Raw genomic sequence first — 15,159 nt, forward strand, 5'->3', positions numbered from 1 at the left:
ACAAGTAATGGAGAAGGGTGCAAGATATCAGTTAATCAGGACTAAAGTCCTCAATATAAACCAGTTCGTAATCTGGACTTTAGTCCTCATCATATCGTTTCCTTGGGTTTCTTCTTAGATGGCTTTTTAGGAGTTTTCGGAACCTGGATTGTCTCTGATTCTTGCTGTGCAATGTCTGGGGTTAATTGGCACAAGTCATTCAAGGAAAGTTTTTGTTGCGATTCAAGTTCGTTTAGCAAGTTTGATGCTGTTTCTAATATTTGTTTTCCCTGTCTGACTTGAATTGTAGTTTTATTTTCGATCGCATCTAGCAACACAAAAATCGAGACTGTTTGCCAAATATCTAAATCGTCGCCGACGACATCGCAAGCAGAGACAATTTTGCCGTTTTGTGGGGCGTGAATTCCTAAGCCGGAATCTTGAATTAACGGCTGGATTTCTGCTATACTTAAATCCGCAAGGTCAGTAATTTTATGTTCTAGCGAAACTAAATCGGCTAAATCGGGTAAGTTGACCGATTCTGCGGCTAAAGCATCGAATTTAAAGGTAAGAGTTTGATTCAGCGGATCGGAAATGGCATAAATTGATTGAATTTGCGATCGACTAACTGCACCTTTCTCGAAAAAATCTCTACCTTGCGGGGCGAGCGCAATTTGCCCATTTTCAGCCACCTCCAAGCTTTCCAAACTAACCAGAGTCGCCGCCGTAGTCTTCACAAAAATCTCATCCAACCCCAGCAAATCCGCCAATTCCTTCAAAGTTGGCGCAGGTTCAAACTCAACACCCGCCCGCAAAATGAACTCTTCCAACACGTTAAACTCGCGCGGTTCGCTAACCGCCACCTCCAGCGGAGTTTGGCGGATTGCAAAGCGGAATTGACGCGCCGCCAACACTGACAAACCCGGATTTTGTTGCTCAATTTGTTCGGCAAGCGAACTTAAATTCGAGTCTATTGGTTTAGTTGAGTACGCTAGAAACATCTACAAAACCTCCGCAGTGACGCACCGTTTTTGAAACTTCCTGATACATTTTTCCCACAGTACCTATTTGTTGGGTAAATAAATCGTGGCATCCGACAACAATCAGCAATTCTTGAGCGCGGGAAAATGCCACATTCACCCGTTCCGGTTCCTTAGCAAATCCAATATCGCCCCTAACATTATTACACACTGTGCTAACAATAATTACAGGTCTTTCCATGCCTTGGAATATGTCAACCGTACCAGTGCGGATGCTCAAAGAAGGGAATCTTTCGGGTTCGATTCTGTCTTTAATTGCGTTCAATTGAGCGCCGTAAAAAGTGATAATCCCTATTTCTTTGGGCAGTTCACCGTCGGCAACTTTGGTCTGCCAAGCTATCTCCATTTGTTCGCACAAACGCTCGATCGCATCAATCTCCTTGACATTCAACCGCGAAGTACCCTGTTTTTCCTCTTCAAACCCTTGTGCTACGGGCGTTTTTACCCACAGAATGTGATTATTTTCTTGAATGATTCTACCTGCGAGGTTGTGGGCGCGTTTAGTGTCAGCTTCCTGAATACCACAGTTGAGCTTTTGCTGGTAAAACTGATTGATTGCACCCATAATTTGTGGGTGCATTCGATACTGAGTGGTCAGCATTTTTTTGATGCTGTCGCTGGCATTTTCAAACAATACTTTAAACAAAGATTCTTTGATAAAACTTAATTCGTCTCCGGTACAGCCGATGTCTTCGGCAATATCGTCGATCGTACTTTGATTAAACATCGGCGGCAATTGCCGGTGATCGCCCACTAATACTAACTTTCTGCCTTTCAAAGCGGGAATTAATAACTCTGGGGGAGTGCATTTGCTAACTTCGTCAATGATGACTGCATCAAAGCTGGGAAAGTTTTTAGTAAAATCGAAGCTAGCAGCCTGCACGCAAGTAATGCCGATTACGTTGGCATTGTCAATATAAATTTGCTTTAAATCGTTGCGGTCTTTTTCTGATGGATTGCGGAGTTTTTGAATCCAATCTGTAACAAAGTTTTGAGAGCGATTTAGTGCTGTTTCTTCTTGTTCTAATTTCCGTTGCCATGTTTTGAATAGACGCTTAATTTTGCTTAAAAAAGCTACGCTGAATAATCCTGTATTCGGAACTTCTGGCTGATATTGAGTCGGGATAGTTTGCCATGCTGACTCCCACCAATTTCTTTCAACCAGTAATGCTGCTGTTGGTTGCTGCTGTTGTAGTTGAGCGTTAATTTCGCTCAATTCTGTTTGAAGTTCTGCGAGTTGCTGCTGCGAAGTTGCAGCCGCAATTTGCAGCGGGGATAAATGCTCGTCAAGAGTGTTTTTGATAGTCTCCAAAACCCCAAAAGGATCTAAGTCAGAAATGGATTTTTCAAGCTGAATCAGGCTTGCTTTCCAAGCCTCAACTTGCTTGACAAACTGCTGCGGTTGCTCCCAAATATTCGATTTTTGGGCGAGATATTGTTCGGATAAAATCCGCAACTTTTCAGGTACATTTGGCTGTTGGACAATTGCTTGCAACAAATTAGTAACTTCGCTAATTTTTAAGTTCGCCTGTTGCTGCGCTGTTTCTACCTGAAGTTTAGCGGCGGATATTTGCTGCTGGCTTAAGGTTTGACCGATTTTATCTAATAATTGTTGCTGTTTTATAAGCTGCTGTTCGGTTTCGGTTTTCAGGGGAACCACACACTGACGCGCATTTGCTAGGATACTGTGCAGCAATTCTTTGACTAGGCGATCGAAGGTAGCCTGGATCTGATTGGGCTGCAACGATTCACTATAAAATTGTTGAATGCTACCTAAGAAAGTGCCAGCTTTTTCGATGATAAATTTGCGCTGACTTGGGCTGACTTGGGAATAGCTGGCGAAGTCTTTGGCTAGTTGCTGCCACTGTGTACGATCGCCCGCAGAGAGCACGATCGGCGTTTGACTCAAATTTAGGTGCAAAAACTCGCTAAACCGGAATTGTTGCCCTTGTATATCCTTAAAACCTGCGCTTTCTTCGTGGGATATTGCCTTTTGCAACCGATCCAAATCGGGAAAATTGATTTTGCATTTGGGCGGCACGATCGGCAATTTGAGCGATCGGGCAATTTTCAGCAATCCTGCGGGCAATTCTACCATATCATCCGTGAGCATTGCGCCCGTTTCCCAGCAAGTTTTCACGACTTCATAGAGTCCCGTATCAGCCGTCTCGATCCACTGTGCAACGGCGACGACAACGGCTGCAATTTCCGCTTTTCGCAGTTCCAAATTCTTGATTTTCTGTTCGAGATTTTGGCGGTGTATCTGATTTTGCCGATCGCCCAATTCGAGTTGATTCACAGCATCCGACATCTGCCGCGACACCCGCAACGACTCCGCAACCGTTGACATAGCGTGACAAACATCATCAGCGCGATCGAATGCCGTCTTAAATTCCGATATTTGCGCTGCTACAGTTTCCTGCAGCCAAACCGCAATCCCAAACGAGCCGCAAGCAGGGCGATCGAACCCAATTTGAGTAGCATTGCTAGCGGCAATCCGAACATTTGCCATAAAGTTTTCTACTAAAACATTGCCTTCGGAATAGGGTTTTAGTCGGGGCATAAACTCGGCAACTTCTGGAGATTCCCAGTTAACTTGCGGCACATCCAGTAGATTGGTTAGCCCCGCAACAACAGATTCAATCTCGCTTTTTTGGGTTAAAATTAGTTCATAATTTGTTGCTTGCTGGTTGCACTTTTCCTCAATATTTGCTTTACTGTCGTGCAGGTGTTTTAGTTCATTGAAAAAAGCTTTTTCGGCGGCACAGTAGGCGGTATATCGCTCTGATTCTGCCAGCATCTGCCGCAAAAATTTTATATTAGTCAGGCGCTGCGAGAGCTTTTCTTCGCAGTCAGTCGCCGTATTTTGCAGCCAAGTGCCGATCGCATTTTCCTCCAAAAACGGCTGCCCTTCTTCCTGCACCTTATGAGCTTTTCCCTTCCGCAAAGCCCGAATCGCCGGATTGTGAACTAACCGACTCAAAGCATTGTCTACAGCCAAATTTGCTTGCGAAGCAATGAGCGTTTTGCCGCCCTGACGGGCAATTTGATAGCAAATCTCCGCAATCACAGTCGTTTTCCCCGTTCCCGGCGGCCCTTGAATCAAAATTAAATCCCGCGCCGAAAGCACCGTTTCTACGGCGGCAAGTTGGTCGTCATTAGCATTGCGATTTAATAAGTTTTCCCGATCCAATTTAATCAGTTTTTCGGGCATTCTCGCCTGAGAAGAGTCGAATAAAAACTCACTCAAATAGGGATTTTGAGCGCGCCCATCCGTCAGCATTTTTAAAGCTTTCTTCTTGCGTTCGATCTGACTGATATCCCCCGCCGCCTCAAAATACAAGAATCCTTGTTTGGGCATTTGATATCTGCCGCCCGCCATGCGATCGCCTAAATCAACATCTAACTTAATCCGTAATTTACCATGTTCAAAGTCAATTTCAGCGATGCTACCCAATGTCTCTCCATCGCGGCTGCTTCTGCTTCCCGGCGGCGAATCAAACAGAATAATTTCTTCATTTCGCGCCTTTTTTAACCTTTCGCGAAAGTCGCCCAATTCTAAGGAATTTTCCTCGTAGCCGTCAAGAGTTGCGGAATTACGATCGATTTCAAAAGTGACGATTTTAAAGCCTGAACCGTAATTGTGCGCTCGGAAAGGCACGCAAAATTGACGCGCTTCCGCGATGCGTTTTTCCACATTTAAAAAAGTATGCCAAACTTTTAGTTGTTCGGTAGTCGGTATGTGTCTGTCGTCCCAAAATGGCATTTTTTGGACGCGGGCGATCGACTTTACAGGAATTGGCGATCTACTGTTAGCCAAAAGTCGCAACTGCACCGGCAAAGAATACCCATCTTTCCTCCCTCTGGGAACCGCCACCAAACCAGCATCCAGCAGTTTTAAACCGCCAATTCCGTCTTCACAGCGTACAGTTGCTAACAACCGCAAAGTGCGATCGGCTTTTTGCAACAATTGGGGTAATTCAAAATCATCTCCATCCGTAGCAAGCAGCAATTCCCAGATTTCTTCTTCCGAAAATCTCTCATTTACCTTTTGGCGACGCACGTAGAAAAGATTGTGCGATTTGCCAGCTATCTCCGACATCAGAATTTCCGCACGTTCTCTGCATTCCCAATCGCAATATTTCCCTAAAGCCGCTTCTCCTTCTACATCGCGAATAAACTTATTAATTGTGCGATCACCACTAAATTTATATCCCCAATCTTCTGCTACTAAAGACGGCATATTTATATTTTAGATTTTAGATTTTAGATTGCATTCAAGATTAGCACATCGGAACTTGTGCCGACACAACCGCTAAATCCCAAAGATTAACGTGCGCGCACAAACACCGTACAGCTTGCTGATGTCAACTCGCTTTTTCCGAAGCCTCGATCCCCCTAAATCCCCCTTAAGAAGGGGAGTAGGGGTTGACTTTGAGCTCGCTCTTGTCCCCCCCTTCTTAAGGCTACGGTGTACACACATCTCTGTGTAGAACCAAAATCCTCGGAGATCCCCCTAAATCCCCCTTAAAAAGGGGGACTTTGACTCCGGTTCCCCCCTTTTTAAGGGGGGCGCCAGGGTGATCTCATGACTTGTGTGTACACCGTAGCCTTCTTAAGGGGGGCGCCAGGGTGATCTAGACTTCGATACAAACCAGAGATACAAAAGCTTTGAGGCATCTACGCACACAACGCGCGTCTGCATCTGCACAATAAAATTAAAAGGGCGAATGATGGGAATTGAACCCACGAATGGTGGTACCACAAACCACTGCCTTAACCACTTGGCTACACTCGCCATAACGTTTATAACTATAGCATCAGATCTCAGCACAAGTCTAGGGGTAAGGCAAAAATATTTTGAAATATTTCTGAGCGTCCCTGAACCCGACAGATCGATTGTGCCTTAAATCCAACGCACAGTAAGAGTTTAGCACAATTCTCGCTCTGCGCGATCGGCCGGTGCGATCGGCAATTATCCCGCCCCCAGCAATCATGCGGCGTGGGTTCGGCAGCTTTGGCAGCGTCCCGATTCGATCCAGCGCATTAAAATAGCCTTATCACCCCAGGCGCATCTACATTTTACAGTCCTGTTTGATAAAACTCACATCTGGCACCATTTTTAAGAACAGGCAAGATGCCTGTGCCACAAAGAAGGAATTTATTTTAGGGTGGGCCCTTCTAACCCGCCCCTAAAAGCCTTATTGAGAATGGTGCAACATCTCAGATGAAATGCTTGTGGGGTGTCCCGCCCGCCCGAAAAAGACAATGCAAGAAGCGGGACAACTTATCCCACACCGCATGAGTTATCAACCATCCCTCTTCTCTCTCTTCTCTCTTCTCTCTCTTCTCTATTCCCTCTTCCTTCGCGCAGCTTCGCGTCTTCGCGGTTCGTTTAAAAAAAAGTCTTGCCCGCAATATAAAATCTAAAATCGATATGAGCTACTGTATCAACCCAGAATGTCAAAATCCTCAAAACTGCAACACCGCCAAATTTTGCTTAAACTGCGGCTTTAACCTGTTGCTGAGACAGCGATATCGCCCGATTGAACTTTTAGGTAGAGGCGGATTTGGTAAAACTTTCCTAGCAATTGATCAAGACATCCCATCTCAACCGCGCTGTGCAGTCAAGCAATTTTATTTTCACGACCGCGACCCCGAAATTTTCAACAAAGCCGTTGAATTATTTCGGCAAGAAGCAGTCCGTTTAGACGAACTCGGAAAACACCCGCAAATCCCCACATTATTAGCGGGATTTGAACAAGAAGGTCATATTTATTTAGTTCAAGAGTTTATAGAGGGATCGACTCTTAAACAAGAATTAGACCAGAGTGTATACGATGAAAATCAAATTTGGCAACTGCTGCAAGACTTATTGCCCGTGCTGCAATTTATCCACGACAACCGCGTCATTCACCGCGACATCAAACCCGAAAATATTATCCGCCGACAGTCGGACAACAAACTCGTATTGATCGATTTCGGCATTGCCAAACTGCTGACTGATTCAGCCATACTTCGTTCAGCAACGCTCATCGGTAGTCAAGATTATGTAGCTCCGGAACAAATGCGCGGCAAAGTATTTCCGGCTAGCGACCTTTACAGTTTAGGTGTTACTTGCATTCGCCTAATGACGCAAGTTCCTCCCTTGGATATGTACGACTGCAACAACGAGCGCTGGTGGTGGCGAGAGTTTCTTCCCAAAGCCAGGAGTATTAGCGACGAGTTAGGTGAAATTTTAGATAAATTGCTGCAAACTCGTCTCACTCAGCGGTACAGTTTTGCTACTGAAGTTTTGCAAGATATCAAAGCAGCTTTAGATGTTCGCCATCAAAATTTGCTTTCGCCCGAAAAGCCGATCGCTCCTGCTCTTAATAATAGCAACAACTCAACCTATCTCAGCGCGCTACAAACTCCTGATTCTCCGATTTTACCCACAAACGCCGTCGTAAATTCCGCAGAAACTTTTTCCTTATGTGTTACTTCAAATCTCGATCCGACCATGATTTCTGCACGGGGAGTTGATTATACGAAACTGCGGGATTTTTTGTCAAACAAAAAGTGGAAAGAAGCCGATCGCGAAACTTGGACTCTGATGTGTCAGTCCCTTTCCCAGCAACCGGGAACTCAGCTAGAAATTAGCCAAATTTACGAGCTACCGTGCGAAGATTTGCAAACAGTCGATCGCCTTTGGCTGCACTACAGTCAAGGTCGGTTTGGCTTCAGCGTCCAAAAGCAGATTTATGAAAGCGTTAAGGGAGACTATATCAGATTTTGCGATCGGGTAAACTGGCAAACCTACAATTCTGCTACTACTTTAGGGCAGATTAAATTTAGTCAGCAAGCACCAATCGGACACCTCCCCTCTCGCAGTTGGGTTGGCGGGATTCAGTGGCTGCGACACCTCGATGCCCTGTCTGCAAAATTAACCGAGTGCGACAATAATTCGGCTCCTAAATTGTAATTTGGTCTACCGAATAAGTAAGTAAAATTTTAAGTTTAAACTCTACCTGAAAGCAGAGAAATTTGTCTCGTTAGATGTAACCAGCGACCGAGGTTCGGTGCGATCGCTTGTCGCACAATGGATTCTGAAGGCGAACACAGATAAAGTCTACAATCCTTGAGACTTTAACAACCGAACTAAAAAGAGGTACCGATCCATGTTTTTTCATAAAAAAGAATTAATGGCTGCAGTCAGAGTAGACGAACCCAACCCCCGTTTTGCCCAATTGCTGCTAGAACAGTTTGGCGGAGCAACTGGAGAACTCACAGCAGCTTTGCAATACTGGGTGCAGTCATTCCACTGTGAAAATGCAGGGATTAAGGATATGCTTCAAGATATTGCGCTCGAAGAATTTAGCCACTTAGAAATGGTGGGTAGACTCATCGAAATGCACACCAAAAACGTTGACCAAACAGAAGCTTACAAAAGCACTTTGTTTGCGGTGCGTGGCGTAGGCCCACACTTGTTGGACAGCCAAGGTCAAGCTTGGACGGCAGCTTATATCAACGAAGGCGGGGAGGTGGTGCGCGATTTGCGCGCTGATATCGCTGCCGAAGCAGGAGCTCGCCAAACCTACGAAGAGTTGATTAAACTAGCACCGGATATGGGAACGAAAAAGACGTTGCAGTTTCTGCTGACTCGCGAAATTTCTCACACTCAAATGTTCATGAAAGCTCTAGAATCGCTGGGCAAACTCACCGATCCGATGTTCGGCAATATTCCGCCCGATTCCACTGTGGATCTCTACTTTAACTTGTCCACAAATGGCAAGGATGAACGCGGCCCTTGGAACTCGGAACCTACTTTCCAATACATTGCCGATCCCGCTCCCAAAGGTTAATTTGAGATTTGTTTAGGCTGTGTGGCTTAGAAGATTTAAGCCCAGTATTAAGTAATTTTTAAGCCGCGCACCTTACAAAAGAAGGTGGGCGGCTTAGAAAAGTTAAGCCCTGTGTTGATTAATTTCCAAGCCGGGTACTTTGCTTTAGTTGTTAGAGGTGCGTGACTCGCAAGCTTCAGGTGGAGGGTTGAGTATTTTTCAAGTCACGCGCCCTACGGTGTTATAATTATTTGAAATCCGTATCGAACCTTAACATCCAATCCATATTGAAATTGCGATCGACCTATTTATTAGTTTCTCACGGCAGCCGCGACCCCAGACCCCAACAAGCTTTGGAAAACCTAGGTCAACTGCTGTCTCAAAATTTGGCTGACTCCTTCCCCGCAGTAGCAACCGCCACCTTAGAACTGGGGCCCGCACCGCTGCACGAACAAATTTGCAGTTTTGGCGAACGTACCCTGTCGCTGGGACTGACAGAATTGCAAATCCTGCCTGTATTTTTATTGCCGGGAGTTCACGTCGCCGAAGACATACCGGCAGAGGTGGAAATTGCCCAACAAACTTTTGGTGACAAGCTAAAAATTGAATTGCGCCCGCATTTAGGTTCCCAGGAAGCAGGCTTAACAAAATTGGTAAAAAGTCAGATGGAAGAGGTGACTTTTCTCCCCAATCTGCTATTGCCAAAATGGATTTTATTATCTCACGGCAGCCGTCGCCCCGGAGGTAACTCGACATTTGAGGAAATGGCTAGCAAACTCGGTGCGCTGACAGCTTATTGGTCGGTAAAGCCGAGTTTGTCCGAGCAAATTGACAGTTTGGTTCGTGGTGGACAGCAGCAAATAGGGATTGTGCCATACTTCTTATTTAATGGAGGAATTACAGATGCGATCGCCAAAAATGTCGCACAGCTAAAGCAGCAATTTCCTGCGGCGGAACTTCATCTCGCAAATCCTCTAGGCGCAAGTGTACAATTAGCAGACTTAATTGGGAATTTAATTCAAAAATGAACCCCAGAGGCACAGAAGAGGTAAAGGAAGCAAGAAAAATGTCTTTAGGAAAAGTGTATTTAGTAGGTGCGGGGCCCGGAGATCCGGGATTGATGACCTTGAAGGGAAAAGCTCTGTTAGAGTGCGCGGATGTGGTGATTTACGACGCTTTAGTCAGCCCTCAAATTTTGGCAGCAATCAACCCGCAAGCAGAACGAATTGATGCTGGAAAACGCAAAGGCCGTCACTCGTTAATGCAAGATGAAACAACTCAGCTAATGATAGAAAAAGCTGGAGATAATGCGATCGTAGTTCGTCTCAAAGGCGGCGATCCGTTTATCTTCGGCCGCGGTGGCGAAGAAATGGAAGAGTTGGTAAAAGCTGGAGTGTCTGTAGAAGTCGTGCCAGGTGTAACTTCTGGGATTGCGGCCCCTGCTTATGCGGGCATTCCTTTAACACATCGAGCTTACAGTTCCTCTGTCACCTTTGTCACCGGTCACGAATCGGCGGGAAAATATCGACCGGAGGTAAATTGGCAGGCGATCGCCCGTGGCTCCGAAACCATTGTAGTATACATGGGAATCCACAATTTGCCTTACATTATCGGTCAGTTGACCGCAGCCGAATTGAGTGCAGAAACGCCCATAGCATTAGTACGCTGGGGAACGCGGCCGGAACAAGAAGAATTGATCGGGACTTTGGGTACAATTGTAGAGCAAGTTGAGGCGATCGGATTTGCAGCACCTGCGATCGCGGTCATCGGAAATGTCGTCAATTTGCACTCGATATTGTCGGGCTGTCGGCCAGTTTCTCAGACTGTAGAATAAGCCGGACGTAGGGGCAACCACGGGGGATTGCCCCTACATCATTATACAAAATTGAGTCATTTTTCAATACTTTTTAGAAATAGCATAAAATACTGGTGTCAACGTTGCGCCCATAGGTAATATAGCCTTTCTCACAAAAATTGGGTACGCCGAAACCTGTGTTGCCAAGTTTCTTAAGTTTGATTGCATACCTCATCTACCCCCTATCCAGTCGATGGTACGACTGCTCTATAGATGATAAATTAATATCCGCACTAGATGTTCCGTTGTACTCAAAAGGATTCTCAAGATCGTAGATGAGCAATAACAAATACATGAATGACGTAAATAGAAAACCTGTTACCAACAAATTGGTACTGAAATCGTCGGTGAACGTTGTTAACATAGCAACGCTGGCCGCAATTAGAAGAATATGCAGCAAGGGATAGGCAGGTGCCAAAAATTCGGTATCACGAATTCTTTGTATTCTGGCAGCAATCAGACGAACTTTTGCCTGTTCACCTTGAATGCGACTTATCAAAGGAGCTTCGCAAAACTTTGACAATGGAACCAATAATTGATTGAGGTTCGTAGCAGCATTTTCAACTCTTAAGAATGGCTTATTTTGTTTTAAACAGAGTAGCACAGAGTTGAGCAGCTCAGCTAATCCTTGAGTAAGCAGAGTTGGGTCGTAGTCGGGCTGGCGGGCGGCAATCAGCAAATTTGTATCTTGAATAGTTTCAACCGCATTCACAATCTGGTCTGGCATATCTTCGCTGGCACGGTAATCATTTAGGGTTGCGGTCAACACAAATGCCAAAATAAATGTTACCGCCGCCAACAAAGAACCGATCTGACTATCGGACTTACCCATTTCCCAATGCCTCTGATGAATAAACCATTTCGTCAAGCAAAATATTGCTGTCAAGGGAATAACTTTAAGTAAGATTCCCCACTTTGGCTGATTAATAAAAGTTCTAAAATTCATGACATTTATCCTTCGGATTATTGATATCAAGTAGCTGGCGAGCCAAGAGTAATACGAATACTAAAAGCCATGCCTATGACACCAACTTGGTGGCAAAAATTAACATTATTACTCTGGCATTCCTGCATACAGCAGTCGGACACATAAGCGGACACCATCATCATTTTTCAAGGTGAAATAAGATGGATCTTCACCGCTACCCATCACTTGCCAACCCGAAAGCAGTTCTGGATGGAACTAGCACGTAAAAAACTCACAGATTTTCTGAGTTTCCAAATCTTTGTAGTTAATACAGGTTGCCGAACATCCGGTAACAATTTTACCATCTAGCGCCGTCGAACAGAGGATTTCCATAGCATCTGGTAGTGGGATCTGCCAGGACAAAGAACTACCAGCGATTATATCTCGATACGGCACAATAAGATCGTGAATGCTGCCCTAAGCCCAGTTTGCAAACACCACAGGTTCCTCGTTGACTTCATCTGAGTGAAACATCGACGAAATGCAGGGCTGATTCATTCTCAATTCCAATGAACGATTTTCGTCAAGACACAAAGCCTCTGGCAGCAAGCAGGGTGGTTTTATTTTTATCATACAATTTTAACAGGCCGATCGCTGCGCCGACCTTTGAGCGATGCTCGATCTCAGATGGCACGAGCTTTCGGTAGTTTCAGGTTTCCTGTTTCGAGAATAAAACCACCCTGCAAAGCCTCTCAACAATTAGGGGTTTATTAATACCAAGCGTGAAAAAACATTGCTACAAAAAAATTAGAGGTTTTTACCTGTAGGGATACGGCAGTGCCGTATCCGGTAGTTTATGCTTATGAAAGATAATTTATATACGATTAATAACCGTAGCAACAATTTGTCAAAACGGTATAACCAGAAATATCGACCCAACACCTCACAGTATAAGGGTTGGAGAAATTGAAAGTTTTAGAATGAATCAACCCTGCTTGTCAAGGGGGGAAACATCAATTAACGCGCCACTTCCCGCATATATTCCCCCCACAACTGAGCGGCATTTGCACTACCTCCCCCAGTCGGAGAATTATCATCATTTCCCAACCAAACTCCTGTCACCAGTTGCTGACTCGGAATATAACCGACAAACCACAAATCTCTATTATCATTAGTCGTGCCTGTTTTTCCAGCTTCTCCCAAGCCCAAAGCAGCACTGCTACCCGTACCTCCCCGCACCACACCTTGCAGCATATCAGTCATCGTATCCGCTACTGCTTCAGAAACTAACCGCCGATTGGCAATGCCATCTTTTTGATACTCATAAATCACCCGGCAACTGTTAAAATCATTTCGATCTTTGCAATCGCTGCTGTCAATAATTCGCTTAATTACGTGGGGGCGATTTCCTAAACCCCGATTAGCCAAAACCCCGAAAGCACCCGTTAATTGCAATACGTTAACTTCACTTTCACCTAATACTAAACCAGGATTAGAACGCAGTTCAGAAGTAATCCCCAAACGTCTGGCCATTTGCACCACATTGTCTAAACCGACATCTTGTTGTGCTATTCGCAAAGCAATTGCATTTTCCGACAATGCCAAGCCGCGATACATATCAGTATTACCGCTGGTTCTTTCGCAACCACTATAACTTTGTCCTCCCCAGGAAAGGGGAGCGCAAGAATAAGTTTTATCGGGTGAGATTCCCCGTTCCAGGGCAGCTGCATAGGTGAAAATCTTAAATGTAGAACCGGGCTGTCTCAAAGCTTGGGTAGCCCGATTAAACTGACTTTTCAAGTAATCTACGCCCCCAACTAAAGCTAAGACTTCCCCGGTTGTACTGTTGAGAGTGACCACGGCTCCTTGAGAAAAGCCAGCACTTGCTCCGGCATTTTCAACAGCATTTCTGAGGGAAGCTTCAGCCACTTTTTGCAGGCCGGGATTCAAACCTGTTTCTACAATAAAATTTCCTTCTCGGGCTAACTGCTCCCCCAGCAAAAACTCCAATTCGTCAAATACATAACTGTAGAAATAAGGAGCGATCGTACTTTGCAGATATTGGCGGGCTTTAGGATTGATCTCAATTCGCGATCGCCTCGCGCGATCGGCTTCTTCCTGAGAAATCGTCCCCAAGACCCGCATCCGTTCGATCACTCTATCGCGATACTGTACCGCCAACTGATAATTTTGAATCGGATTAAAACTGTTTGGAGCCGGCAAAATGCCAGCCAAAGTTGCCGCCTCTGACAAAGTTAAATCCTTCGCAGACTTCCCAAAATAAAACCGAGCCGCATCCTCAAAACCGTAAAGATCAATTCCCAAAAACACGCGATTCAAATAAGTCAGCAACAGCTCGTCTTTGCTGTAATAATTCTCCAGTTTCAAGGCAACTACAGCTTCCCGTAACTTGCGTCCTGCCGAATCTTGAGTTCCCACATAATCTCGAAACAAACTCCTAGCTAACTGCTGCGTCACAGTGCTGCCGCCTTCGCGAATTCCTCCCCCGCGAACATTAGTCAAAAGCGCGCGCAAAACTCCGATCGGATCTACCCCCAAATGCCAATTGTAGCGGCTGTCTTCCGAAGCAAGTACCGCCTTGGATAAATAAGGCGAAAAATCCTCCAATTGCTTTAATTCTAAGTGAGCGTTATTCTGAGGAGGACGCAGCGGAGTTTGCCCATCGCGGGCGTAAACAATCACGGGGCCATTGATACTTCTCGGCAGAGGCCGCACTTGAAACTTTGTGGATTCCATGCCTACCAACACGGCAATCAAAGCGGTGATTCCGCTGACGCCGTAAAAGCTGTAACGCACAAGTTGCAAATACCAAGGTGGCGGATATACGAATTGAATTCTAACAGCGGCGGCTAGTTCCGGCGGCCCTAAAGTAAACACGTCTCCGTGACGCAGGGACATACTTTTAACTCGCCTTTTGCCGCTGTAAATGCCGTTGGTGGAGTCTTCATCTTTGATCACAAAAGGAGTCCGCCGCCGACTATCCCGCGACAGGGATAAGTGCACGTGACTGACAACGGGATTGCGAACTACAATATCTGAAGATTTGGACGATCGACCTAACAAATATCGATCGCCCAACAGCGGATAAACCTCAGCTTTAGCTGCACCCGCATCCTGCACCCACAGTTCGGGTACTTTGGCATTAGGTTTCAGCGCTAGCTGGTTAAAATTAACCTTAGCAATAGTCTGGACTGCTTGGGTAATCGCACCCAAGACGGTTTGAGGTTTGCGGGGCGGCGGCGGTGGGGTCATATTTCGCTGTGCACTACGATCGAGCGATCGGCTCTTGCACCATTCTACTCGCAACTTTTGGCTAATTTCACGATCTGCCCACACTCTCTTAGCGATCGTCGGCTAGTGGCGATCGATTTTGGAGTTATTGGTGAACCCGCAAGGCGAGCAGTTTCTTGAGCAAATCTCCACCCAACCACCAAAAATCCCGATATCACCAGAAAATTAAATTATCATAAACTTGCCCAAATATCCACACTTTCGATAACATTTATCCCTGATTTACCAACAAACTTCGCATAA

The 15,159-nt window shown here is 45.5% G+C and carries 8 protein-coding genes and 1 tRNA gene; 4 read left to right on the top strand and 5 right to left on the bottom strand.

The annotated features are described in order from the left end of the window. Positions 1-89 precede the first annotated feature (89 nt). The 3 genes from QUB08_RS03975 to QUB08_RS03985 all read right to left on the bottom strand — a co-directional run bounded on the left by QUB08_RS03975 (position 90) and on the right by QUB08_RS03985 (position 5,817). A complete protein-coding gene (locus QUB08_RS03975; protein WP_333223564.1) occupies positions 90-980 on the bottom strand; it encodes a hypothetical protein in 891 nt (296 codons plus the stop codon). After that, on the bottom strand, positions 958-5,262 hold the full coding sequence (locus tag QUB08_RS03980) for an AAA domain-containing protein (protein WP_333223565.1): 4,305 nt from the start codon (positions 5,260-5,262) through the stop codon (positions 958-960). Before QUB08_RS03980 ends, QUB08_RS03975 begins: the two co-directional genes overlap by 23 nt. A 482-nt stretch (positions 5,263-5,744) precedes the next feature. Continuing rightward, positions 5,745-5,817 (bottom strand) — tRNA-His (locus tag QUB08_RS03985). A 639-nt stretch (positions 5,818-6,456) separates the two neighbouring features. Between QUB08_RS03985 and QUB08_RS03990 the strand changes: the two genes are divergently transcribed. The 4 genes from QUB08_RS03990 (at position 6,457) to cobA (ending at position 10,676) form a co-directional block, all read left to right on the top strand. Then, the gene (locus QUB08_RS03990; RefSeq protein WP_333223566.1) at positions 6,457-7,983 is read left to right on the top strand and encodes a serine/threonine-protein kinase; all 1,527 of its coding nucleotides are present in this window, start codon (positions 6,457-6,459) and stop codon (positions 7,981-7,983) included. Positions 7,984-8,179: 196 nt separating this feature from the next. Further along, positions 8,180-8,863, top strand: coding sequence for a manganese catalase family protein (locus tag QUB08_RS03995; protein ID WP_333223567.1), 684 nt, complete (start codon positions 8,180-8,182; stop codon positions 8,861-8,863). Positions 8,864-9,093: 230 nt separating this feature from the next. After that, on the top strand, positions 9,094-9,870 hold the full coding sequence (locus QUB08_RS04000) for a sirohydrochlorin chelatase (protein WP_445300885.1): 777 nt from the start codon (positions 9,094-9,096) through the stop codon (positions 9,868-9,870). Then, on the top strand, positions 9,867-10,676 hold the full coding sequence (gene cobA, locus QUB08_RS04005; protein WP_333223568.1) for a uroporphyrinogen-III C-methyltransferase: 810 nt from the start codon (positions 9,867-9,869) through the stop codon (positions 10,674-10,676). The genes QUB08_RS04000 and cobA overlap by 4 nt, the downstream gene beginning before the upstream one ends. A gap of 196 nt (positions 10,677-10,872) precedes the next feature. On the opposite strand, the gene QUB08_RS04010 is transcribed toward cobA, so the two are convergent. Both QUB08_RS04010 and QUB08_RS04015 read right to left on the bottom strand, forming a co-directional pair. After that, on the bottom strand, positions 10,873-11,643 hold the full coding sequence (locus tag QUB08_RS04010; RefSeq protein ID WP_333223569.1) for a hypothetical protein: 771 nt from the start codon (positions 11,641-11,643) through the stop codon (positions 10,873-10,875). A gap of 978 nt (positions 11,644-12,621) precedes the next feature. Then, entirely contained in the window at positions 12,622-14,877 is a 2,256-nt protein-coding gene (locus QUB08_RS04015; RefSeq protein ID WP_333223634.1) for a transglycosylase domain-containing protein, read from the bottom strand. Between the last annotated feature and the right edge of the window lie 282 nt (positions 14,878-15,159).

The organism is Microcoleus sp. BR0-C5 (assembly GCF_036705045.1).
Taxonomy (GTDB): Bacteria; Cyanobacteriota; Cyanobacteriia; order Cyanobacteriales; family Microcoleaceae; genus Microcoleus.